The organism is Pseudarthrobacter sp. HLT1-7, from assembly GCF_059383435.1.
Genome location: NZ_JBWZCH010000003.1, coordinates 157,250 through 180,557, shown reverse-complemented (window position 1 = coordinate 180,557; position 23,308 = coordinate 157,250). Strand labels below are relative to the sequence as shown.

The 23,308-nt window shown below is 64.6% G+C and carries 25 protein-coding genes and 1 pseudogene; 21 read left to right on the top strand and 5 right to left on the bottom strand.

Going from position 1 to position 23,308, the window contains the following annotated elements; translation table 11 throughout:
- Position 1 precedes the first annotated feature (1 nt).
- The gene (locus AC50X6_RS04535) at positions 2–1,405 is read left to right on the top strand and encodes a sugar nucleotide-binding protein (RefSeq protein ID WP_494965067.1); all 1,404 of its coding nucleotides are present in this window, start codon (positions 2–4) and stop codon (positions 1,403–1,405) included.
- 51 nt (positions 1,406–1,456) lie between these two features.
- Here AC50X6_RS04535 and AC50X6_RS04530 read toward each other — a convergent pair whose 3' ends face one another.
- Both AC50X6_RS04530 and AC50X6_RS04525 read right to left on the bottom strand, forming a co-directional pair.
- Entirely contained in the window at positions 1,457–2,005 is a 549-nt protein-coding gene (locus AC50X6_RS04530) for a GtrA family protein (protein WP_494965066.1), read from the bottom strand.
- A gap of 289 nt (positions 2,006–2,294) precedes the next feature.
- Positions 2,295–4,568 (bottom strand): GH25 family lysozyme, encoded by a 2,274-nt coding sequence (locus AC50X6_RS04525; protein WP_494965065.1) that lies wholly within the window; start codon positions 4,566–4,568, stop codon positions 2,295–2,297.
- A gap of 740 nt (positions 4,569–5,308) precedes the next feature.
- Between AC50X6_RS04525 and AC50X6_RS04520 the strand changes: the two genes are divergently transcribed.
- The 10 genes from AC50X6_RS04520 to AC50X6_RS04475 all read left to right on the top strand — a co-directional run bounded on the left by AC50X6_RS04520 (position 5,309) and on the right by AC50X6_RS04475 (position 14,528).
- Positions 5,309–6,439: a TadA family conjugal transfer-associated ATPase gene (locus AC50X6_RS04520; protein WP_494965064.1), complete on the top strand. Its 1,131-nt coding sequence runs from the start codon at positions 5,309–5,311 to the stop codon at positions 6,437–6,439.
- Entirely contained in the window at positions 6,327–7,757 is a 1,431-nt protein-coding gene (locus tag AC50X6_RS04515) for a recombinase family protein (protein ID WP_494965063.1), read from the top strand. Before AC50X6_RS04520 ends, AC50X6_RS04515 begins: the two co-directional genes overlap by 113 nt.
- A gap of 384 nt (positions 7,758–8,141) precedes the next feature.
- Positions 8,142–8,321, top strand: a complete 180-nt coding sequence (locus tag AC50X6_RS04510; protein WP_354169759.1) for a hypothetical protein — start codon at positions 8,142–8,144, stop codon at positions 8,319–8,321.
- A gap of 905 nt (positions 8,322–9,226) precedes the next feature.
- Positions 9,227–10,369, top strand: a complete 1,143-nt coding sequence (locus tag AC50X6_RS04505; RefSeq protein ID WP_494965062.1) for a DUF3631 domain-containing protein — start codon at positions 9,227–9,229, stop codon at positions 10,367–10,369.
- Positions 10,370–10,676: 307 nt separating this feature from the next.
- Positions 10,677–11,222, top strand: a complete 546-nt coding sequence (locus AC50X6_RS04500) for a helix-turn-helix domain-containing protein (protein ID WP_494965061.1) — start codon at positions 10,677–10,679, stop codon at positions 11,220–11,222.
- A gap of 47 nt (positions 11,223–11,269) precedes the next feature.
- On the top strand, positions 11,270–11,536 hold the full coding sequence (locus AC50X6_RS04495; protein ID WP_494965060.1) for a hypothetical protein: 267 nt from the start codon (positions 11,270–11,272) through the stop codon (positions 11,534–11,536).
- 33 nt (positions 11,537–11,569) lie between these two features.
- Positions 11,570–12,250, top strand: a complete 681-nt coding sequence (locus AC50X6_RS04490) for a hypothetical protein (RefSeq protein WP_494965059.1) — start codon at positions 11,570–11,572, stop codon at positions 12,248–12,250.
- 105 nt (positions 12,251–12,355) lie between these two features.
- Positions 12,356–13,294 carry a tail fiber domain-containing protein gene (locus AC50X6_RS04485; protein WP_494965058.1) on the top strand — a complete coding sequence of 313 codons (939 nt, stop codon included), beginning with the start codon at positions 12,356–12,358 and terminating at the stop codon, positions 13,292–13,294.
- A 2-nt stretch (positions 13,295–13,296) separates the two neighbouring features.
- Positions 13,297–13,443, top strand: a complete 147-nt coding sequence (locus AC50X6_RS04480; RefSeq protein WP_494965057.1) for a hypothetical protein — start codon at positions 13,297–13,299, stop codon at positions 13,441–13,443.
- A 512-nt stretch (positions 13,444–13,955) separates the two neighbouring features.
- The gene (locus AC50X6_RS04475) at positions 13,956–14,528 is read left to right on the top strand and encodes a recombinase family protein (protein WP_494965056.1); all 573 of its coding nucleotides are present in this window, start codon (positions 13,956–13,958) and stop codon (positions 14,526–14,528) included.
- Between the two features lie 98 nt (positions 14,529–14,626).
- On the opposite strand, the gene AC50X6_RS04470 is transcribed toward AC50X6_RS04475, so the two are convergent.
- The 3 genes from AC50X6_RS04470 to AC50X6_RS04460 form a co-directional block, all read right to left on the bottom strand.
- Positions 14,627–15,013 carry a DUF4352 domain-containing protein gene (locus AC50X6_RS04470; RefSeq protein WP_494965055.1) on the bottom strand — a complete coding sequence of 129 codons (387 nt, stop codon included), beginning with the start codon at positions 15,011–15,013 and terminating at the stop codon, positions 14,627–14,629.
- A gap of 331 nt (positions 15,014–15,344) precedes the next feature.
- Positions 15,345–15,665, bottom strand: coding sequence for a hypothetical protein (locus AC50X6_RS04465; protein ID WP_494965054.1), 321 nt, complete (start codon positions 15,663–15,665; stop codon positions 15,345–15,347).
- A 76-nt stretch (positions 15,666–15,741) separates the two neighbouring features.
- Positions 15,742–15,948: a hypothetical protein gene (locus tag AC50X6_RS04460; RefSeq protein WP_494965053.1), complete on the bottom strand. Its 207-nt coding sequence runs from the start codon at positions 15,946–15,948 to the stop codon at positions 15,742–15,744.
- 396 nt (positions 15,949–16,344) lie between these two features.
- On the opposite strand from AC50X6_RS04460, the pseudogene AC50X6_RS04455 reads away from it, so the two are divergent.
- The 10 genes and pseudogenes from AC50X6_RS04455 to ftsX all read left to right on the top strand — a co-directional run.
- Positions 16,345–16,599: pseudogene (locus AC50X6_RS04455) on the top strand (CpaF family protein); the annotation flags it as partial.
- Positions 16,599–17,453 (top strand): type II secretion system F family protein, encoded by an 855-nt coding sequence (locus tag AC50X6_RS04450; protein ID WP_494965052.1) that lies wholly within the window; start codon positions 16,599–16,601, stop codon positions 17,451–17,453. The pseudogene AC50X6_RS04455 and the gene AC50X6_RS04450, both read left to right, overlap by 1 nt.
- Positions 17,450–18,391, top strand: coding sequence for a type II secretion system F family protein (locus AC50X6_RS04445; protein ID WP_494965051.1), 942 nt, complete (start codon positions 17,450–17,452; stop codon positions 18,389–18,391). The genes AC50X6_RS04450 and AC50X6_RS04445 overlap by 4 nt, the downstream gene beginning before the upstream one ends.
- A 123-nt stretch (positions 18,392–18,514) precedes the next feature.
- Positions 18,515–18,766, top strand: coding sequence for a hypothetical protein (locus AC50X6_RS04440; protein ID WP_494965050.1), 252 nt, complete (start codon positions 18,515–18,517; stop codon positions 18,764–18,766).
- Positions 18,767–18,829: 63 nt separating this feature from the next.
- Entirely contained in the window at positions 18,830–19,174 is a 345-nt protein-coding gene (locus AC50X6_RS04435) for a TadE family protein (RefSeq protein ID WP_494965147.1), read from the top strand.
- A complete protein-coding gene (locus AC50X6_RS04430) occupies positions 19,155–19,625 on the top strand; it encodes a hypothetical protein (protein WP_494965049.1) in 471 nt (156 codons plus the stop codon). The genes AC50X6_RS04435 and AC50X6_RS04430 overlap by 20 nt, the downstream gene beginning before the upstream one ends.
- Positions 19,622–20,122 (top strand): pilus assembly protein TadG-related protein, encoded by a 501-nt coding sequence (locus tag AC50X6_RS04425; RefSeq protein WP_494965048.1) that lies wholly within the window; start codon positions 19,622–19,624, stop codon positions 20,120–20,122. Before AC50X6_RS04430 ends, AC50X6_RS04425 begins: the two co-directional genes overlap by 4 nt.
- 113 nt (positions 20,123–20,235) lie before the next feature.
- Complete coding sequence (prfB, locus tag AC50X6_RS04420) at positions 20,236–21,351, top strand: peptide chain release factor 2 (protein WP_326967385.1); 1,116 nt, start codon at positions 20,236–20,238, stop codon at positions 21,349–21,351.
- A gap of 209 nt (positions 21,352–21,560) precedes the next feature.
- Positions 21,561–22,391, top strand: a complete 831-nt coding sequence (ftsE, locus tag AC50X6_RS04415; RefSeq protein WP_494965047.1) for a cell division ATP-binding protein FtsE — start codon at positions 21,561–21,563, stop codon at positions 22,389–22,391.
- A complete protein-coding gene (gene ftsX, locus AC50X6_RS04410; protein WP_326967383.1) occupies positions 22,388–23,302 on the top strand; it encodes a permease-like cell division protein FtsX in 915 nt (304 codons plus the stop codon). The genes ftsE and ftsX overlap by 4 nt, the downstream gene beginning before the upstream one ends.
- The last annotated feature ends 6 nt before the right edge of the window (positions 23,303–23,308 follow it).

Below are 23,308 nucleotides of genomic sequence, written 5' to 3'. Positions count from 1 at the left end.
GATGGAGTTTCATAAGAAGCTCTCTGTAACGGAGACCCCAATCCCGGGGGTTCTCCTCTTTGACCTTCCGATCCACGGGGACAACCGCGGCTGGTTCAAGGAGAACTGGCAGCGCGAAAGAATGCTGGCCGCCGGACTCCCCGATTTCGGGCCGGTCCAGAACAATATCTCGTTCAACGACAAGGCGGGGACCACCCGCGGTATCCATGCCGAGCCCTGGGACAAATTCGTCTCGGTGGCCTGCGGGCGCATCTTCGGTGCATGGGTGGACTTGCGGGAGGGCCCGACCTTCGGCGCCGTCTTCACTGCCGAACTGGACGCGGGCAAGGCGATTTTCATTCCGCGGGGAGTCGCCAACTCATACCAAACCCTCGAAGACGACACGTCTTACGTTTATCTGGTCAATGATCACTGGTCCGCGGATGCGGAATACACCTTCCTCAACCTCGCTGACGAAAGCGTCAGCATTCCCTGGCCCGTTCCCCTGGACCGGGCAGAGTTGTCCGACAAGGACAAGGCGCACCCGAGGTTAAAGGACGTCGTTCCGATGACACCGAGGCGCACGCTGGTGCTGGGGGCCGGGGGACAGTTGGGCAAAGCACTGCGGGCTGCGTACGCCGGCGATACCAGCGTGGAGTTCGCCGACCGCAGCGAATTCGACGTGGCCGATCCTGCTTCGTTCACGAGCCGGAACTGGCGGCGGTACTCCACCATCATTAACGCGGCGGCCTACACAGCGGTTGACGAAGCGGAAACGGAGGTGGGACGCCGCACCGCGTGGGCCCTCAATGTGGCTGCCGTGGCCGAACTGTCAAGGATTTCCGCGCGCTACGGGCTCGTGCTTGTGCACGTCTCGAGTGACTACGTCTTCGACGGATCCATGAAGAGCCACAGTGAGGACGAGGGGGCGGCGCCCCTGGGCGTCTACGGCCAGACGAAGGCCGCGGGGGACGCCGCCGTCGGCGCGGTGCCGCGCCACTACATCGTCCGTACGAGCTGGGTTATCGGTGACGGCGGGAACTTTGTCCGCACTATGGCGTCACTGGCGGCGAAGGGGATCACCCCGGCGGTGGTCGATGACCAGATCGGCCGGTTGACCTTCGCCGGGGACCTTGCCGCGGGCATCAAGCACCTCCTACAGGTCAAGGCTCCTTTCGGCATTTACAACGTGACCAACGACGGCAAGCCCCAGTCGTGGGCCGACGTCGCAGCAGAGGTCTTTGAGCTGGTGGGCGCTGCGCGGGAGGACGTCACGGGGGTCTCCACCGAAGACTACTTCCGGGGGAAATCAGCGGCGCCACGGCCGCTCAACAGTGTCCTGGAGCTGGAGAAGATTAAGGCGACAGGATTTGCCCCTGCCGACGCCTCGCAGCGGCTCGCGGAGTACCTGCGAAGCGCCGTATAGCGCCGCGTCTTTAGAACTGAGTAACTCCCGGACTGGATTCCAGTCCGGGAGTTACTCGTTGTGCCGTGGTTCCTGGGCCGACTCCGGCAGCGTACTTTGCGGTTCGCCGGCCGACGTCGACTCGACGTCGTCAGCCTGCAGGTGCTTGTGTTCCTGGGTGCCGTGATGGGTCGCTCTCTTCCCAAACACCCAATGCTGGTAGAGGAAGTAGTTCCAGACCGTCATGGCAGCTGTGGAGATGACCTTGCCGCCCATATACCCTACGACGGTTGGCGTCAGCCACTGCACAATGAGCACCGTGGCCAGGGTATTGGCAACTACCAGCAGTCCGTAGCGGATCATGCTGACGTGGGTCCGGTGCGCGGAGTCGAACGAAAACTTTCGCTGCATCAGGAAATTGAACCCGAGGCTAGCGAGAAAAGCGGTGGCACTGGCCAGCCCGACTTCCCAGCGGAATAGCTCGCGAAGAAGAACGAGGAGGCCGAAATCGACGGCGAACGAGAGCCCGCCCACAATCAGGTAGCGGACGGCGCTGTGGCCAAAGAATTTCCCCAGCAGCCCCCGGGGCTTTTTCGCCGCCGTCGCGTCCGTAGGTGTCATGGCTTGCCCAGTCCGACGGGTGCACGGCGTTCCCGATCGCTGGCGGAAGGCACTACGCGAGGGACAGGATGAGCGGCTGGATCTGTCGTCGGAATGGACTCGATGCCAAGGGCGGCGGGCCGCGTGATGGCGTGCTTCAAGGTGCGGGCTCCTCAGGGGATGGCGGGCAACGGACCTGCTGCTCACGGGTCTGCCTCAGGTCATAACTCTATGTAGTCTAAGTCAGTCCGGGCGGCACTTCCGCTCAGCCTCGGGTCACCGCGTTCCGGTGCCCCGAGGCAACGGCTGCTCAGAGAACCATTGCGAGAGTGCGGGCCAGATAACCCTCATTGGGCTTCATGCCGGTTCCGGAGTACGCCCAGAGGGAGCCGTCCGGCCGCCGTGCGACAAGATCCGGGTGGCCGTCGCTGTTGAGGTTCCAGCCGTTGAGAAGCTTGTCATAGACATTCCAGCCAGTTCCGATCCGAATCGCTGATCCGGGCTTGCCACTGCCGTTTCCGGGGTACAGCCAGAGTGTGCCGTCGGGCTTGCGTGCAAGAAGATCGTTCCTGCCGTCGGCGTTGACGTCACCGGCCCCAAGGAGCTGATCGAAAGCCTCCCAGCCGTACTCTCCGACCTTCACAGCATCCTGGAAGCTGTTGTTTGCCGCATCGACTTTTCCCGTCCCCTTGTAGAGCCACAAGGAGCCGTTGGAGTGCTTGGCCAGAAGGTCGTTCTTGCCATCGCCGTTCAGATCCCCGACCCCTGTGATCGTGTCGAAAGCCTCCCAGCCAAACGCGCCAATTTTTTTGGCACCCGCATACCCGTTACTTGCCGCATCTACACGCCCGGTTCCGGGGTACAACCACAGGGTTCCGTCCGATTTCCGGGCCAGGAGATCGCTCTTGCCGTCGCCATTGAAGTCGCCTGCACCGGCGAAGGAATCAAAGGCATCCCAGCCGTAGTCGCCGATCTTTTTCGGGTTTCCATAGGCTCCTGACCCGTTGCCGGGATAGAACCACAGGGTTCCGTCGGGTTTCCGGGCCAGGAGATCGCCTTTTCCATCACCGTTGAAGTCTTGGATTGCCACGAGGGCGTTGAAGGCACCCCAGCCGTACTCCCCGATTTTGCGAGCTCCCTGGTAGCCCTGGTCCCTCATTGCAGTTCCTGCGTAGAAATAGACCGCCCCGGTGGGTGTGCTTGCCACGAAGTCCGCCATCCGGTCTCCGTTGCTGTCCCCAGTCCCGAGGATGTCCTCGTAGATGCCCCAGCCCGCACCGATCTGGCGACCGTTGACCAGTACCGCGCGGCCGGTGTTGGAGTAGAGCCACAGTGTTCCGTCGCTTCGCCGGCCGGCGAGATCGTTCGTGCCGTCCCCGTCGAAGTCCTGAACGGCGATGAGCCGGTCAAAGATCTGCCAGCCGTAGTCGATTTTGCGCGCGGTTCCGGTCTGGCCGGCACCGGTCCCCGAGTAGAGGTAGAGGCTGCCGTCCGGTGTGCGGGCCGCCAGATCTACCTTGCCGTCGCCGTCGAAATCCCGGACGCCGAGGAGGCTGTCGAAGGCGTCCCAACCGAACTCACCAATCCTGACGACGGCGCGGTAACCCTCATTGGAAGCCGACACCCTTCCGGTGCCCGCATAGAACCAGAGCGATCCGTCCAGTTTCCGCGCGACGAGGTCGTTTTTCCCATCGGAGTTGTAGTCACCGATGCCGATGATCCGGTCATAGATTCCCCAGCCGGCACCGATGCGCCGACCCGCGAGATACTGTCCGGTGCCGTTGCCGGGGTAGAACCAAAGCTCGCCGTCGGCCCGGCGCTGGATTTGGTCGATGTGACCGTCGCCGTCGAAATCGCCGGGCGACAACAGCCGGCGGGTCTTATCAGTGGGCGCGGGTGGGGGAGTGCCCATGGCGAAGCGCTGGAGGCTGGCGTAATCGCCATTCCAGACGTTGGAATCGCCGCCGTTGGCAAAAGGGCCCTTCTCGCTGTACTGCCAGAAACTGTAGTTGCCCCAGCTGGACGGCAGGGTTCCCGGACTGTCGCTGGGTGAACCGGGAAAGCGTGCGATCCACAGTGGCCAGGGGCCGAAACCGGAAGGGCCACCAACGCAGTAGTTCCACCACGACGTGGTGGTGTACAGGACTGGCAGCCGGCCGGTCAGAGCCTGCATGGTTTTGCCGAAGTCGTGGGCCCACGACGTCAGCTGGCTGGGTGACATGTCGTAGCAGGTGTTGCCTTGGTAGTAGCCACCAATGGTCTGGCCGGCATACGGATTTCCCTCAAAGTCGAGCACGGGAGGAAGCGTGAAGCTGTCGGCGCTCCAGCCCCCGCCGCCCTGAACGAAGATCCGCGCCTGGTCGGCACCGGAGGACGCTGCGGGATTGGCGTAGTGGTACGCGCCGCGGATCATGCCGACGGCTTTGGAGCCCTGGTACTGGGCTCCGAACGCTTTGTTCGTGTAGTAGTTGCCCTCGGTGGCCTTGATGTAGGCGAATCGTGCGCCTAGGTTCCACTGATGCGCCCAATCGACGCTGGCCTGGTAGACGCTGACGTCCAGGCCCTGAACACCAAAGGTTGGCATCCAGGTACTTTCTGTGGTCAACGCCTCGGTCATCGCTCTTTGTCCTTCGTCGAGCAATGTGCCCGGAGCGCGCGATCCCTGTCCCATCTCGGCTCCACCGGAGCTCGTGGCCTTCGACATAGCCGCGCGATAACCCGGCGAGTCTCTGACCGCAGGGGTAGGAAGGCTGCTGGGTGACGTCGTCGGTTGGGGCATTGACGCCTCTGCCGGGGCTGCGGCGCCGGGGCTCTGGGCCGCTGTGGTAGGGCTCATTGTCGTCGGTGCCGCTGTCGCCGGGGCGGCTGTGGCCGGTGCCGCTGTGGCCGGTGCCGCTGTGGCCGTCGGGGACGGCTCGACGGCGGCAGCCGGAGTCGCCAGCCCGGGCCCTGCAATGAGCGAGACGGCAAGGAGCACGGCCCCAACTCGGCTGCCGCGGTGGCTATTGGGGGGAAGTAGGGTCCGCTTCATTTTCCGCTCCGGAACAACACGCTCATGGCAGTGTCATGGTGATCCCGCGTCCGGGACCGAGCAATGCAAGGCTGTCCGGGACTCGAGAATGTCTGACTTGTCGCGCCAACCATATACGGGGCGAAAGTCTGAAGACAGAGCTTCCAGTGTTACCTGTGTGAAAATTGTTGCGAAAATGCGGAAAGTTTTCCACATACAACCGAACAGACCCTTGTCTGGCCGGGTCGTCACCCATAGCTTTAACCCAATTGCACCGCCCGGGGGACAGGGCGGCAGTCATATTGGGGGCCATTGTGGAGGCTGTGCGCATTGTCGAGGACGAGGTCCGCGAGCTGATCCGGCGACGCGGCCTGGACCCGCTCCGGCAGGCCGGCGAGGTGCGGCGCCTCGTCGAGGCGGCAGTCACAGACTATGACGAACGCGCCTTGTTGGCGCCCCTCCCTCCCATCGGACCGCTGGAGACCGCCCGGAGATTTGTCTTCGATGCCGTGGCGGGGTTCGGGGCCCTGCAGCCGCTGCTGGACGACCCCGCCATCGAGGAGATTTGGCTCAACGCACCGAACGAGATCTATGTGGCGCGCAACGGCGAATCGGAGCTCACCTCGGTATCGCTGACCGAGCAGCACGTCAAGGACCTCGTGGAGCGGATGCTCAAGAGCTCCGGGCGCCGCCTCGACATGTCGTCCCCCTTCGTGGATGCAGCACTGCCTGATGGTTCCCGCCTCCATGTCGTCATCCCGGACGTCACTAGAAAGCACTGGGCCATCAACATCCGCAAGTTCGTGGTCAAGGCCAGCCGGCTGGAGCACCTCGTGGAGCTCGGCACACTGACCCCGCATGCGGCGCGGTTCCTCGGGGCGGCCGTGGCCAGCGGTCTGAACATCCTCGTGTCCGGGGCGACGCAGGCAGGGAAGACCACCATGCTGAACTGCCTTGCCGCCAGCATCGGCACGCGGGAGCGCGTCATTACGGTCGAGGAGATCTTCGAGCTTCAGTTCCCGCTGCGCGACGTCGTCGGACTGCAATGCCGGCAGCCGAATCTCGAAGGTGAGGGCGAGATTCCCTTGCGCAGGCTCGTCAAGGAAGCGCTGCGGATGAGGCCCGACCGGTTGGTGGTGGGCGAAGTCCGGGAAGCCGAAAGCCTCGACATGCTCATCGCCCTAAATTCCGGGCTGCCAGGGATGTGCAGCGTCCACGCAAACTCGGCCCATGACGCGGTGACCAAGATCTGCACGCTGCCCCTGCTGGCCGGCGAGAACATCTCCAGTGCGGGCAATGTCAAATACCTACCGACACGCCTAGACTCAAAGCATGACCGCCGCTCCCGCGCCCCGCGCCGCCATCTACGCCCGCATCTCGTCCGACAAGACGGGCGCCGGCCTCGGCGTGGCACGCCAGGAACAGGACTGCAGGGCCCTCGCTGAACGCCTCGGCTGGGAAGTCGTGGGTGTGCTCGTGGACAACGACGTCAGCGCTTACAGCGGCGCCCAGCGCAAAGCCTACGCCGAGCTGCTGGAGCGCATGAGATCCGGGACCATCGCTGGCGTCCTGACATGGCACACGGACCGGCTGCACCGTTCGCCCCGAGAGCTTGAGACGTACATCGACGTCTCGGAGGCCCACGGCGTCACCACGCAGACAGTCAAGGCCGGGGAGATAGACCTCAGCACCCCATCCGGCCGCGCCGTGGCCCGCACACTAGGCGCATGGGCCCGGTACGAGTCGGAGCACAAGAGCGACAGAATCACCCGTAAGAAGCTGGAGCTTGCCAAAGCGGGGAAGTTCAGCGGAGGGCCCGTGCCGTTCGGCTGGCACATGGTGGACGGTCACCCCGTCATCGTGGAGGCCGACGCCGCCGAGATCCGCAAGGCAACGACGGCGATACTCACCGGCCGCAGCATCGGCAGCGTGGTCGACGACTTGAACCGCCGCGGCATCAAAACCAGGCGCGGGCAGGTGTGGACCAGCACCAGCCTGCGGAACCTCGTGTTCAGGGCACGCAACGCGGGGCTGTCCATCTACAAGGGCGAGGTCATCGGGCAATCAGTGTTCCCGCCGATCATCACGGAAGATGAGTATTACGCGGTGAAGTCCGTCATGGAGAACCCGGAGCGGCGCACCAACACATCAAGCCGTGTCCGCCACCTGCTGTCCGGCATCGTGCGGTGCGGCGCGTGCGGGGCCGCCATGAAATCATCAAGCCGCGGGAGGGCCGGCCGCCGCGATATCAAGGCCGAGCACTACTACAAGTGCCCGACGTCGGGGCCCGGCCACGTTTTCCAGACAATGGAGCCGCTTGAGGATCTCGTGGAGCAGGTGGTCATCGGGCAGCTATCCCACCCGGACGCCGGTAAGCACTTCACGATCGGTGCTGACGCGGCCGAGAGCGTGGAGCAACTGCAGGGCGAATCCGAAGCATTGCGGGCCCGCCTGGACGAAGCGGCCAACAGCTACGCGGACGGCGCCATCACCGCCCGGCAGCTCGAAACCATCACGGCCCGGGTAGGCGCATTGCTGACAGCGGCAGGGGACCGTCTCGCGGCCTTGCAGCGCTCCAGCCTTGCCGCCCTACATTCCGGCACTCCGGAGACCGTCAGGGCATGGTGGGACGCCGCGGACATCGAACAGCGCCGTGCCGTCATCGACTCCATGTTCACGATCCGTGTTGACCCGGTGGGCATCAGCGCCCCGCGGCGGTTCGATCCGGAGCGCGTGAGGTTCAAAGCCAAGGGCCAGGACTGACCGCCGTTCCCATCAACTCATTACCCGGTGCCCGTTTTGGCGCTTTGATTGTTGGAAGACTTCCGGGAATCTGACAACCCCGGAAACCCGCGGAACCGCCGCCGACGTCGCGGCCGCTTTCAGGCACCCATCAAAGGACCGTTTATGGCGATGGCCCATGCCCAATGCGTAACACTTGCAAACGCACCGCCCGACAATAAGGAATCTTTAGAAAAGTTTTCCGGCGCCCGCGACTCTAGGGGACTGTAAGCCACTGTAGGCGACTGTAACCCGAGCATCTCGCCCTGGATTCCTAGTGATTCCGCAGCGTGCAAAATGCGGTTCTTGCACTCAAAATCACACGTACTCTGGGGCATATAGGCAGCAAGAGCACTAGGAGGAAACATGACACAGCAAGAGTATGGAACCGCCCGGCAAGTGGCCGAGCGCTACAACACTTCCGCGTGGGTCATTCGTAAACGGGTAGCGGAGGGAACGCTGCCGGCGGTACGCGTGGGGCCAAGGAGCCTGCGCATCAACTGGGCAACCGCCGCCCGGGTGTTCGGAGATCACGCCCATGCGTAGACACCAAACAGCCGCCCAGACAAACACAGACGGTATGAGCCAACTCGCCAAAGTCACAGCTCATACCGTCCGGAGATCCACCTACATGAGAGCAGGAGGAACACTTGAAGTGTACGCAAACAGCGCCGGCCGCACGAGATAGCCGCACATACGCCGCCACCAATCCAGCCATTGCGGCTTATGCAAGCCGGGTCATTGCGGGACTCCCGCCGCTCACGTCGGCCCAACTGGACCGCATCGCCGTGATTCTCCGCCCCGCGAGAGGTGGTGCTTCATGAATCGGGCAAACGAAAACCGCCTGGCTGCAGACCAGACGGTTATCAAAATCTCTAGTGGAGATATCACCAGCGTACACGGTACCGCGGACAATTTCACGGGTGCAGCGCTTCATGTTGTGGGCGCATACGTCGCCGTGGTCAGCACGTTGCACGGCACCAACCGCCGCCGCGTATTCCTGACTCTTAGCAGTGCCCAGCGAGCCGTAGACCGCGCCATTGAAGCCGGGCATGATGCTGACGTCGTCTTGTGTCGCTTGGTCCCGGTAGATACCGGTCGTGCACAGTGACGGATGACGAGATGACTGAGTTCATGGCAGACGCGCCCGACGTCCGGACCACAATCCGCCGCACAATCGCATTCATGGACATTCTCCTTGCACGGGCCGCGCCGGGCTCGGCCTACGTTTCGATGGGCGGCCGACGATGAACGGCACGTTCGCACCGCTCACAGATGCTGAACTGGCGCAAGCTGGCCTAACCCCCGTCGGTGCTGTCGCTTCCGTCACTCCCGTCGGTTGGTTTACGGAGTCCGAAACCGTCGATTCAGCCGGTTACGTCAGTCCCGTCGGTTCACTTGAGAGGGTACTAACCGACGTGAGGGCATGGCTCGCCCGCTTTGTCTGCGTCATGGATGATCTGGACCTGGACCTACTCACCCTCTGGGCAGCGCACACACACGTTGCATTCGAGACGTACACCACGCCGCGTCTCATCCTGGACTCATCCATGCCGGGCTCAGGGAAGACGACCGTACTCGAGCACCTTTCACGGCTGTGCATGAACCCGATACAGGCGGCCTCGCTCTCATCGCCGGCACTTCTTACCCGGATGCTGAACAAGTCCATGCGGACAATCCTCATTGATGAAGTAGACAGGTCACTTGACCCGAAGAAGCCCGGCGTTGAAGACCTCATCGCGGTTCTCAACTCCGGATACAAGCGCGGCGCTACCCGCCCCGTGCTCGTGCCCGGCAAGGGCGGGGAATGGGACGTTAGCGAGATGTCCACATTCTCGCCGGTAGCAATGGCAGGCAACGCGCCGGCACTCCCGGACGATACCCGGTCACGCTGCATCCGCGTGTTGCTCATGCCTGACCTTGAGGGCCGGGTGGAGTCTTCCGACTGGGAAGAGATCGAGGAAGAGGCCCAGGATCTCGGCCGGCGCCTGACGGAGGCCGCAGACGAATCAAGGGAGTTCGTCCGTACCGTACGCCCCGAACTCCCGGCCGGATGCATCGGCCGCATCAAGGAACGCTGGAACCCCATAAAGCGGGTCGCAGCAGCGGCAGGAGGGCACTGGACCGCCGTTGCCGATGAACTCATCAAACGAGACATTGTGGAGGCAGAGATGGACAAGGAAGACGGAATCAACCACCTGCCCCCGGCGGTGGTCCTACTGAAAGACGTAAGGGACGTATGGGAGAGCGGAGACGCCTTCACGCCGTCCGCCGTGCTCATCCAGCGACTGATTCAGCACAACCCTGCTATGTGGGGACAGGCCAGCAGTTACGGCAAGGAACTGAACGCCCAGCGGCTCGGCCGGATGCTCGTTACCGCGTTCAAACTCCACTCCACCAGGCAGGGAGATTCCAAGCGCGGATACTTCCGGGCCAACCTCGAAAACGTGTGGCGTCGGATGGGCATGGCACCCCTGAAAGTAACCGACGGGACTGACGAGACCGCCAAGACCGACGGCGCGAAGTGTGCACTCCACCGGGTGCCGCAGCCCGCCGCCTGCTTCACCTGCAACGCAGCCCAGGCCGCAGCATGACGTACATCCGCCCCAGCCAATGCCAGCAATGCGTACCGATCGAAACGACCACCGTCGACTCATCCCACGGATGGAGTGCGGACCTCGCACACGAAACCACCTGCCCGAACCGGAAGGACCACAAATGACCAGCACCGAGCGCGTACGTTCGTACGGTACGAATGCCAAAAGCGCGGGCGGGCCCGTTAGGCCTGATTCTGCGTCCGAACGTTCGGACGCCCGTACGCATGGAAACGGTTTCGATGGGTCCCGCGCACCCGCACCCGTTAGGCCCATTCTGAACGGAAACACGGACACTAGGGGCCTCGTGGGTGAAGTCGAGCGCGAGCACCTGCAGGCGTTCGGTAAGGACGTCCGGGCCATGCGGAAGGCCGCCGGCTTGACCCAGGAGCGGCTGGGGAAATTGTGCGGGATAGGCACAACCCACATTTCACGCCTGGAGCAGGGCAGGCGTAGGCCGTCTGTGGACGCCATCAAGGCTCTGGCCCGCATCCTCGCACCTTCGGGGACTGCGGACGCCGTAGAACAGCGTTGGGCCCTCGCGGCAGGGGACTCCTTGCGGGAGGGCGCGGCGCGGAAGAAACGCCGGGTCGATAACAAGCACCGCCGGGCGGCCGCCGCCGAACTGGCGAAGGTGAGAGCCAAGATGGGGCGCCTCATTGCCGACAAGGAGCGCCGCGGGCAGCCGGTACCCGAAATACTCCGGAGCCTGGCGGACTTCGATATCTCGCGGAGGTTGCAGCCGGTCGAGGATGAGCCCGGCATCACCGGCATCGAGCCCTTGCGTACCGCACGTGACACCCGCGAAGAAGTCCAGGACATCATCCGGAGCATGACCCGGCGCCGACGATGACCGCCACGCCGCAACCCATTTACAACACCCACCAGAAAGAGAACCCCATGAAGTACAACATCCCCGCCCCGAAGTCCGACGAGACCCCCAACGAGATCCACACCCGCCACCTCGCCGAGTACGACCACAACCACGCCGCCGGCCAGATTCCGGACTTCATCAACCGGAACGTCACGCAGGACCACGCCGAGACGCCCTGTGAAGTGTGCGAGCGCCGCACCGCGGGCGAGTCGTTCGCCCACGACCTCGCCTGCAGCGGGTACGTGCCGCACCCGGACAGCATTGCCGGTCAGCCCGGCTACCGCGCATCCTAACCCCCACCTTCCCCAGACTCTAGGAGATACATAATGGCCCGTTTCAACGATATTGCCGCCCAGATCGAGCAGCTCAACCGCGACTTGAACACCGCCGTCGCGGCCGCCCAGTCCCACGCGGACCCTCACCTGACCCCGGACGGCCTCACCGCAAAGCGTGCATCCTTGGTGAAGGGCGCCCAGGACACGGCCGGCGCGAAGCTGGTTGAACTCAAATCCGCTTTCGACGCCAACGTCAACATTGCTAAGCGCGACGCCGCCCGGCTCATCCCCAAGGCCGAGGGCAGCACCCGCGACGGATGGGAGCGCGTGAAGATGATCCTTGACGCCGGAATCCCGCTGCATCAGGTAGTCGCCCAGGCAACGCCCGAGCAATTGGAGGCCCTGGCCGAGTGGGGACCGTCATGGATGGCCGCTCAGTCCGCGGCGGCCCGATCGACAGGATTGGGCGCGGGGGAATGGCAGGCGCCGGATGCTTCCCAGTTGCGGCGGTCCATTCAGTCCCGCTGGGCGGAGGTCCTTGGTGGAACGGCAGCCGCGACCATTGCGGAGGCCCTGGACGCCGACGTCGTTGCGGCCGGCATCGAGCAGACCGCCACGCACCTTGCGGTCAAGGCTGCAGGGTCGACGTCGGTTGACCCGATCACGGCCGCACTGAATGCGCACTACGCGCAGGAGGGTGCCCGGCTCAGCCTTTCGCCCGCGGGCTCGTAGAGCACCCCATGCACCGGGGCGTGAGCCCTCCCACCCCATAGACCGGCTGGCCGCCGTGAGTTCAAGCCACGGCGGCCCGCCACCCCACACAGAAAGCAGGACCACATGGTCAATCCCGGAGCATTCAGAAATCCCAACGACGAAGCCTGGATCGGGCGCAAGTTCGCCGAACTGGAAGGCGAACTGCGGGAACTTAGAGCCGCCAACCCGTTCGGGCCTATGGGAGTCCTCCCCCGCAAGGGTGGGATCGACGTGCAAGGCTTCATCAACTCCCTCCGGCCCGACGGGACAATCGGCGTCTCGATGGACGAGTCTGGAGTGTTCGAGGTCTTCGACGCCGCCGGCACAACCCCCGTCGCACGGTTCGGGCCGCTCGACAATTCCGCGCCCGGCCAGTACGGCGTCGAGGTCCTCGTGGGCACTACATGGGTACAGCTAGGAGCGCAGGCAACGACGTGGGCAACCGTGTCCGGCAAGCCAGCGACCTACCCGCCGGCCACCCACCAGCACGCCGGGACAGACGTCACGTCCGCGGTGGCGAACGCTACAAACGCGGCGGAGGCCTCCCACGCGGCCCAGGCTGACGGGTCGCAGTACGGCTGGACCAACAACGTCGCCGGCACATCGTTCTATCAGGTCTGGGTGGGCAATGACGGCGGCTTCCACTTCGGACGCAACACCTCATCCATTCAGTACAAGGAAAACGTCCGGGCCCACAACACGGACCCCGCTAACGTCCTGGCGCTGCAGCCCGTCATCTATGACCGCGTCGGCGGCGGCGCCGACGAGTACGGACTCATTGCCGAGCAGGTAGCGGAGCACTTCCCGGAGCTTGTCATCTGGTTTGACGGCAAGATCGACGGTCTACGGTACGACCTGCTGCCCGTGGCCCTGCTGGACGTCGTACGGGACCAGGAGAACCGCCTCAGGGCACTGGAGGGCCGGGAACCCCTCCCGGCCCGCACGGTGTTGCCCAACGTGCCGTCAGCGGACGCTCCTGCCGTCGAACCGGAACCGCTGGCATACTCGATCGCAGGAGGGTAGACATGGACGCCGTAGAACTGGAACGCACCGCCGACAGCCTGGCCGCAGTTATCGCGGAGCTGGACACGGGAGAGCTTGACTCAAGCAAGCAAGGCCGCGCATACCTCGAAGGCGCAGAACAAGCGCTCAGGGCCGCCGCAACGCACTAGGTTTTGACCGGTCATTCCCTTACGCGCACGTGCACGCATTGGGCCCCGCTAGTGGTCAAACCGGCGGGGCCCCTTTGCTGTGTAGGTTCGACCGGTCGAAGGGGGAAATCGGGCGCAGGTGCGCGTTGGGCCATAGAAGCGCCCGCCAGGTGGTTGAACCGGCGGGCGCTTCTCGCCGTCTGCCTTCGGACGGTCCGAACCCCAAAAAGCGCCGGGCGTCCGAACCGTTCGCACCGCGCTGTTCCGCGCTGCATCCCAGTGACCGCGCTAAGCGCACCTGCCCGGCGTATTATCGGCAGTGACCGGCCCGCCGTCGTGATCCCCCCTTTATGACGGCGGGCTTTGTCGTGTCCGGCCGCCTTGCCAAAAACGAACGATTGCCGGGAACCATCGAAGCCGTTCCCGCAACTCGCAACTTCGCTGTGTTCTAGGCACTCCCAGTATTGCCAAAACTCATGCCGTAAGCTATTCTCAATACCAAGAGCCGCGGATGAGTTTTTAGGAATGGGGACATGATGGGCAGCATCGTTGGATACTCTCGGGTTAGCACCGCCGACCAGAATACGGATCTGCAGCTCGACGCACTCGAAAAGGCCGGCGCCGTGAGGGTCTTCACGGACCACGGGGTTAGCGGGGCCAAGACCGAACGCCCGGAGCTGGACAAGATGCTGGACTACCTCCGCAAGGGTGACACCCTGCTTGTCTGGCGCCTGGACCGCCTCGGCCGTTCCATGCAGCACCTCGTGACCCTCGTTGCCCAGCTCAAGGAACGCGGCATCATCTTCCGCTCAATCCATGAGGGCATCGACACCAGCACCATAAACGGTGAGCTCGTGTTCAACATCTTTGCCAGCCTCGCCACGTTCGAGCGGGAACTCATCCGGGAACGCACCAGCGCCGGCCTCGCATCAGCACGGGCCCGCGGCCGCCTCGGCGGCCGCCCCAAGAAGTACGACGCCAAGAAGGTTGCCGACATCAAGCGGTGGCACGCCGCCGGGGACATGAGCCCGCAGGAGATCGCGGACGCCGCGAAGGTCAGCGTCTCCAGCATGTACCGCCTGCTGAAGATGGAGACCCCCGCCTGACGGTAGTCCTCACTGGCCGCACGGCGTGGCGTGCACACTGGCGCGACGCAGAGAGCCCCCGCCAACTATGCATGTTGGCGGGGGCTCTCTGTCACTGACTACTTTGCCGGGTATGCCCATTCCCAGCCGGCGGCCATGAAGCCCTGCTTGTGGACCAGAACGCCCGTTGGAGTTGGCACGTCTAGGACAATCTTTCCGGTTGCCTTTTCTGCCGGACCGAGAGCCGACGGGAAGCGTTCAGCCTCCGGCAGGCACATGAATGACTCAAAGGTGCCGAGGTCACCGTTGAAGGTGGTCCCGTTGTCTGCGATCGCCTTCCAGCCATAGCCCGCGAGACCGAACTGAGGATTGACCGACTGCGCTAGTGCAGGCGTTGTCTCCATCGATACATCGAGCACAATGAAATGCCCGTTCTTAGAGGGCATGGCCGACGTGTTGGTGCACGCCGGATCGATCTGAACGGAGTTGATGACGAAGCTAGCCACGGTTTCATTCTTGTCCGTGACGGAAGCCCCCTGGCCCGGAACCTTGACGATATTGCCACGCGGCGACTTCGCCTCAGCTGCGGATGCGCTCGGGGAGGGTGCTGCGCTTGCGGAACCTCCGGCCGCGGGCTCAACGGACGGCGCCGTCGCGGTGCTCTGCGCCGTCCCGCCGCAACCGGCGAGCATAAGCGGAAGTAAAGCTATGGTCCCAATGATTCGTGCTTTCAATTTATCCCCCTGTGTGAAGTGACGTGTGCTGAATCAGGATATGGCTGCTGTGGCCCATGCGGGTGCATCAAGGCCATGTCGCGTTGCTGGTCAACAGCCGCGTCTAGGCGCTTATCAGCGTGTCCGCCCTGTGCGCCGTCAGGATGGCCGTCAGCTCATCCCGGAGCTGTTCGACGTCGCCCAGTGCCAGCGCCGGGCCAGCGCCGCCGTTGTGGGAGAGGCGCACCTCGACGGGCCCGCCGGCAGCCTGCGCCTGGTAAAGCTCAAGCGTGTCCGGTGCGCCCGTATCCGTCGCGGGCAACTGGATCTCCAGTGACTCACCGAAGCAGATCTGGTCATCAGTGTGGGTTACATCGGCGTGGCCGGCGCCGGATTCGCACCAGGTGGCGCAGACGATGGGGGAGAGGGTAGCGGTGCTGTTCATGGTGGAGACCGTTCTGTTGTGGTGGATTGACTGTTGGTGCTGTTGTGCGGTTGCGTCCCCAGCGGACGCGGTGAGCCTAGCGCGGGGCACGGACATTGGGAGCCGGGACAACCGTGATGTCTTCCGGGTGCCATTGCTGGCGGGAACCATCCGGGAGCGTGACCCACACGCCGCCGTTGGTGACCCGCCAGACTTTACCGGTGAGCCCGTCCGCATTATTGAACATGCCCGTGAACTTCACGTGCTTTCCGGCGAACGTCGATTTCATTTGCTGCAGGTCCATCGTGGTCCCCTTCACTGATATAGGACTCCCAAGGGAGATAGTTCCCCCGGACGAATCCCCTTCCCCAAAAAAGCCCGCCGCCCCCGTCTCCGCTCTGCGTCATTCGCCCACAACGAGTAGACCCGCCCCGGTTAGGGCCGTGTCTGTGGTGTGGCCTGGACGCCCGCAGCTAACGGGGATCTCGCCTAGGCGGTTCTAGGCGTTCGGTGGAGATAACCGCGCACTCACTGTGTTTGCGCTAGGAGGCTGGAACGCGCTGTGACGCTCGACGGCCTCGCAAAATGTGGGTGCCAGCCGGTATGCTGGGCTCACAATCAACTAGTCCTTGATTGTCACGCCCCGGAGGTTACTAGCCTGCCGGGGCACTACTTTTTAGGTAGTGCCTTGACGGTAAACGCAAGTGCGTTCGTGGTCCCCACGGTCGCCTCCTGCATCGACCTCGTAGTCCACTGCAGCCGGCACGCCAACGGCCGCAGGCAGGTGACCGAGATCCTGTCTCTGGGCCGCAGGGTGGAGAACGGCATCATCGAATCCTCCATGGTCTTCGCCCTGGCTGACGGCCAGCTGGAGCCAAGAGCCAACTCCGTGCCGGCGGCCGAGAAATTTGCGCGCTCGGGCTACGACGTATCCGCACTACTGGAGCAGCGCTGATGGCGCCGCTCCTTGGCATGCTGGGCGGTGCCGGACTCCTGCTGATCTGGTGGTCGGCCTGGGAACAACCCAAGCCGGTGAAACCCCACCCCAGAACGAGCAGGGTGGAAGACCTGCTGCGGCGGGCCGGGATCGAAAAGGTCAGCGGCCCCGGCCTGCTGGCCAGCTGCCTCGGCGCGGGGGCATTCACCACCGTCGTGTTCTTCGCCGTGACCCGGTCATGGCCGATCGCGGGGTGTTTTGGGCTATTTGGCGGCTGGCTCCCGATGGCAATAGTAAAGTGGCGCGCCCGAAAGCGCACCGCCGTCCTGCGCCTGCTCTGGCCCGACGTCGTCGATCACCTTCGCTCCGCCATCAGGGCGGGTCTGTCGCTGCCGGAAGCCCTGATCCAGTTGGGGGACAAGGGCCCGGCGGAGCTCCGCCACGTATTCCGCGACTTCGGCTCCGACTACCGATCGGGTGGCCAGTTCGATCCCTGCCTGAACAGGCTCAAGGACCGGCTGGCTGATCCCGTGGCCGACAGGATCGTCGAGGCGCTCCGCCTGACGCGTGAGGTGGGCGGGTCGGACCTTGGCCGGTTGCTGGGCACCCTGGCGGAGTTCCTGCGGGACAGCGCCCGGACCCGGAGTGAGCTCGAGGCCAGGCAGTCGTGGACGGTCAACGCCGCCCGGCTCGCGGTGGCTGCACCATGGATCGTCCTGGTGCTGCTGGCGAGCCGGCCCGAAGCTGTGGCCGCGTACAACACTCCGGTCGGGGCCGGCGTCCTTCTCGGTGGTCTCGCGGTCTCCCTCGTCTCGTACGCCATCATGCTGCGCATCGGAGCGCTCCCGGAAGACGAACGGGTGCTCCGGTGACCGGGCTGATGGCGAGCGCCGCGGTCTGCGGCGTGGTTCTGGGCGGCGGACTCTGGCTGCTGCTGGTGAGGCTGCCGTTCATGCGGCCCACCACCTTCGCCGAGCGCATCGGGCCGCAGCTCAAGTCCCACAATCTGGAATCCCGGCTGCTGCGCACGGCTCCGCGAAACGTCACACCGTTCGGGCCGCTTGAACGGACCCTCCGTCCCGTTGTCCGCGACGCGGTCTCGTTGTTGGGCAGGATCAACCTCGGCGCCCCGGCGTTGAACCGCCGCTTGGCCAGGGCCGGGAGCAGCAAGTCGTCGGTGGACTTCCGGGCAGAGCAGCTTCTCTGGGGTGTTGGGGGCTTTATGGCGGCAGTCGGTGCAGCGATGCTCTTCGGCGCCGCCGGACGATTCAGCCCCGTCGTTGCTGTTGTGGGCGTCCTCGGCGGCGCCGCCGGCGGCTTCCTGCTGCGGGACTATCTGCTGGGCGCCCTGATCCGGAAGCGCGAGTCCCGCATGATGGCGGAGTTCCCCAGCATCGCAGAACTGATGGCCCTTGCCGTCAGCGCCGGGGAGAGCGCCACCGGAGCCCTGGACCGGGTATGCCGCAGTGCCAGGGGAGAGCTGTCAAAGGAATTCACCCGGGTCCTCGCCGAGACCCGGGCAGGCAAGCCCCTCGTGGAGGCCCTGCAGGAGTTCTCGGCAAGGACCGACCTTGGTCCGCTGCTCCGCTTCGTGGACGGGCTGATCGTGGCGGTGGAACGCGGGACACCCCTTGCCGATGTGTTGAGAGCCCAGGCCCAGGACGTCAGGGACACAGCCAAGCGCGAACTCATGGAGTCGGCCGGAAAAAAGGAAATCGGAATGATGGTCCCGCTCGTGTTCGGAGTGCTGCCGCTGACGGTCGTGTTTGCCGTTTTCCCGGGACTGGCCGCCATCAGTCTGGGCCTTTAGGAGCAGGACAGAAGCAGACGTACTGCAGAAGAACCGCAGCATCCACAGAATCAGGACCAGACCTCGAACCACCCACAAAGGGGGACGCCATGAAAAACGGGGCACCATGAAAAAGGGGACACAGTGAAAAGCATCGGGATCCGCACGGCATTGTTGTTCTGGACGTCCGGCCTGCTGCTCCGGCGGCCTGCAGCTGTCCAGGCGCGGAGGAGCAGGCGGCCGGCCGCTCCCGGGGACCAACGGGAGCGCGGCGATGTCCCGGGCTGGGTGATGATCACCCTGATGTCGGCGGTGCTGGTCGCTGCACTCCTTGCACTCGCGGGCCCGGCGCTCGAAGCACTCTTCAACCAGGCCATGGACAAGGTGGGGCAGTAGCGGGTGCGCAGGGCCGGCGTCCTCCACACCCCCGGCAGAGCCGAGGAGCGAGGCTCTGCCGTGGTGGACTTTGTCCTGGTGGGCGGTCTGCTGACCCTCTTTTTTCTCGCCATCATCCAACTCACTTTGGCTCTCCACGTCCGTAATACCCTGATCGACGCCGCAGCCTCGGGAGCCAGATACGGCACGCTGGCGGACCGCGGTTCGGCGGATGCCCGGGACAGGACCGCCCAGCTGATCGGCGTGGCACTCAACCAGGACTTTGCCAGGGACGTGACCACGAGCGAAACCAGCTTCCAGGGAATCCGCACCCTGGAGGTGACGGTCCGTGCCCCGCTGCCGGTCATCGGGCTGATCGGCCCCCGGGGGATACTGGAGGTGAAGGGGCATGCAGCGATCCAGCCGTGAAACCCTGAACAGTCTCTGCCAAGCGGACGACGGCTATGGTTCCGAACGGGGGAGCGCCGTCGTCGAGTTCACCTTCTTGACACTGCTGCTCATGGTCCCGCTGGTTTACTTCATCATCACGGTGGGGCAGCTCCAGGGCGGCTCCTTCGCGGTGGTGGGCGCCGCGGACCAGGCGGCGAAGGTCTTTGTTGCGCAGCCGGACGCGGCGAGTGGCAGGGCCGCGGCCGAGCAGGCGGTCCTCCTGGCGCTCGCCGACTACGGGCACCCGGCGGAAAACGCCAGGGTGGATACGGACTGTGCACCGGCGGACTGCCTGGCCGCCGGCTCGGCGGTCACCGTCACCGTCCACCTCACCGTGCCACTGCCGTTCGTGCCGTTCAGCGATGCCCTCCACCTCAACGCCGGCCAGCTCAGCGCCTCCGCCACCCAGCTGGTGGGACGCTTCAGATGAACCCCGCGGCGGCGCAGGACCGGTGGCACCGGCTGACGAGCGGCCAGGATCCGGAATCCAGTGGCGGCAGGGAAGGCGGTCAGCTGACGGTGCTCATCATCGGCTATGTCCTGCTCGCCCTGCTCGTCGCGACCGTGGTCACGGCCGCCTCCAGCGTCTATATCGAGCACAAGAAGCTGCTCTCGCTCGCCGACGGCGCCTCGGTGGCAGCGGCGGACAGTTTCACCCTCGGACAGCTCAAGACCGCCGCCGGCAGCCCCACCGCCGTCCTGGACGGCGGACGCGTCCGGAGCGCGGCCGGCGACTACCTGGACCGCAACGGAGCCTTCTCCCGGTTCAACGGCCTCGCAGTCGCACCGGCAACGGGCAGCCCGGACGGTTCCACCGCTGTGGTGGTGCTGAGCGCCGCGGTCCACCCGCCTGTGGTCAACTTTCTGGTCCCCGACGGCATCAGGATTGAGGCGAGTTCGACGGCGCGTTCCCGGCTCACCCGCTAAGCCGGCTCACCGGCTAAGCCCGCGCTCGGTAGCGCGGCCGGTAGCGCGGCCGGGAAGACCCGCCCGCGACCGAGTCGGGGCGGCCAGCGGGGATAGCGTAGGCTTAAAAAACCATGGCAAACATTGATTTTCCCGCAGAAATCCGCGAGCTCCGCGCCACCTACACCTCCATCGAGAACGTTTCGAATGTGGAGGCTCTGAAGGAAGACATCGCCGAACTGAGCGAGCGGGCCGGCGAACCCAATCTCTGGGACGATCCCGCCGCCGCCCAGGTGATCACCTCGAGGCTCTCGCACCGCCAGTCCGAGCTCGCACGCCTGGACTCGCTCGTATCGCGGATCGACGACCTTGAGGTTCTCGTGGAGCTGGGCCAGGACGAGGACGACGCCGCGTCCATGGGGGAAGCCGCCACCGAGCTGGAATCCATCCGCAAGGCCCTGACGGATCTTGAGGTGGTGACGCTGCTCTCCGGCGAGTTCGACGAGCGCGAGGCCGTGGTCACCATCCGCGCGGGCGCCGGCGGCGTGGACGCGGCGGACTTCGCCGACATGCTGCTGCGGATGTACCTGCGGTGGGCCGAACGCCACGGCTACCCGACCACCATCATGGACACCTCCTACGCCGAAGAAGCCGGGCTGAAGTCCGCCACCTTCGAGGTCAAGGCGCCCTACGCCTATGGCACGTTGAGTGTCGAGGCCGGCACTCACCGCCTGGTCCGGATCAGCCCCTTCGACAATCAGGGCCGCCGCCAGACCTCCTTCGCCGCCGTCGAAGTGATCCCGCTGATCGAACAGACGGACTCCATCGACATCCCGGATAACGAGATCCGCGTTGACGTATTCCGCTCCTCCGGTCCTGGCGGCCAGTCGGTCAACACCACGGACTCCGCCGTGCGCCTGACCCACCTTCCCACCGGCACAGTGGTCTCCATGCAGAACGAGAAGTCCCAGCTGCAAAACCGCGCCGCCGCCCTGCGCGTGCTCCAGTCCCGGCTGCTGCTGCTCAAGAAAGAGCAGGAAAACGCGGAGAAGAAGGCCTTCGCCGGCGACGTCAAGGCCTCCTGGGGCGACCAGATGCGTTCCTACGTGCTCAACCCGTACCAGATGGTCAAGGACCTCCGCACAGAACACGAGGTGGGGAACACCTCCGCCGTGTTCGACGGCGAGATCGACGACTTCATCGACGCCGGCATCCGCTGGCGGACCGACAACCGCAACGCGGAAAAGTAGGTATCCCGGGCCCGGCGCTGCCCATCCGCCTCTTGCGTCACTCCCGTCCCTCCCATCTAATCGGGCAACACGCCCCCGCACTCCAGCCGATCCGCAGGGTCCCGTGCGTATAGTCGAGAAGCCGGAGCTCTACTTCCCCCACTAGAAAGCCCGCGCCCCGGCAGCAGAACCGTGCTGCACCAGCCGCGTCCTGCAGGGTACTTAGGGCCATGATCCGTTTCGAAAATGTCAGCAAGGTCTATGACCAGACGGCGCGTCCGGCGCTGGATTCGATCAACCTTGAGATCGACCGTGGCGAATTCGCCTTCCTCGTCGGCGCGTCCGGCTCCGGTAAGTCCACGTTCCTGCGCCTGGTCCTCAAGGAGGACCGCGCATCCTCGGGCGCCGTCTACGTGGCCGGCCAGAACGTCGCGAACATTTCCAGCTGGCGCGTCCCCAGGCTCCGCCGGGGAATCGGCGTCGTCTTCCAGGACTTCCGGCTGCTGCCGCAGAAAACCGTGTTCGCCAACGTCGCGTTCGCCATGCAGGTCATCGGCAAGAGCCGCAGTGTCATCCGCGACACCGTTCCTGAGGTCCTCAAGACGGTGGGCCTCGAAGGCAAGGAAAGCCGCCTGCCGCACGAGCTCTCCGGCGGTGAGCAGCAGCGCGTGGCGATCGCCCGCGCCGTCGTCAACCGCCCCGGCATCCTGCTGGCCGATGAGCCCACCGGAAACCTGGACCCCACCACCTCGATGGGCATTATGGGTGTGCTGGACAAGATCAACCAGAACGGCACCACCGTGGTGATGGCCACCCACGACGACGACATCGTCAACGAGATGCGCAAGCGCGTCGTGGAACTGCGCAACGGCGTGGTGATCCGGGACGAGGCCAAGGCCCTCTACACGTCCATGATTCCGGTGGTGGGCCAGTCACGGCGCCTCCGGGACGCCAGCGGCCGGGAACTTGAACCAGCCCCCGCACCGGCTGTCTCCAGCCGCAGCGAGGCGCGCGCGGATTCACGCGCAGCGGCACGCATCGCAGGGGAGGTCCAGCTGTGAGGCTCCAGTTCATCCTCGCCGAAATCGGCAGCGGCCTGCGCCGCAACCTGTCCATGGTGGTTTCCGTCATCCTCGTGACCTTCGTATCCCTGACCTTTGTCGGCGCCGCCGGCATGCTGCAACTGCAGATCAACCAGATGAAGGGGTACTGGTACGACAAGGTCCAGGTGGCCATCTTCCTCTGCAGCGACGGCTCGACGGCGCCCGGCTGCGCCGCCGGCCCGTCCACGGACGAACAGCAGGACAACCTGCGCAAACTGCTGGAGTCCCCCTCGGTAGCCCAGTACGTCAACGACTTCCAGTTTGAGTCCAAAGACGATGCCTACAAGCATTTCAAGGACCAGTTCTCCAATTCCCCGATTGTCGACTCGGTGAGCGCGGACCAGCTCCCGGCGTCCTTCCGGATCAACATGAAGGACCCGGAGAAGTACCAGATCATCAGCGAGACGTTCTCCTCGCAGGCCGGCGTGGAGACCGTGATTGACCAGCGCCAGCTCCTCGAACGCCTCTTCTCGGTCATGAATGCCGCGTCCCTCGTGGCCGTGAGCGTCGCCGGCGTGATGATCGTCTGCGCGATCCTCCTGATTGCGACCACCATCAGGCTGTCGGCATTCAGCCGGCGGCGGGAAACGGGGATCATGCGCCTCGTGGGAGCCTCGAAAATGGTCATCCAGCTTCCCTTCATCCTGGAGGGCGTGATTGCGGCGGTCATCGGTGCCGCCCTCGCCTCGGGCACGCTGTGGGCCGTGGCGCACTTCTTCCTCGGCGGCTACCTGTCCCAGCAATACCCGGACACCGCCTTCATCTCCGCAGCCCAGACGCTGATCCTGGCACCGGCGCTGATCGGCCTGGGTGTACTCTTGGCCGGGGCATCATCACTCCTGACCCTCCGCCGATATTTGAGGGTCTAACTTGCG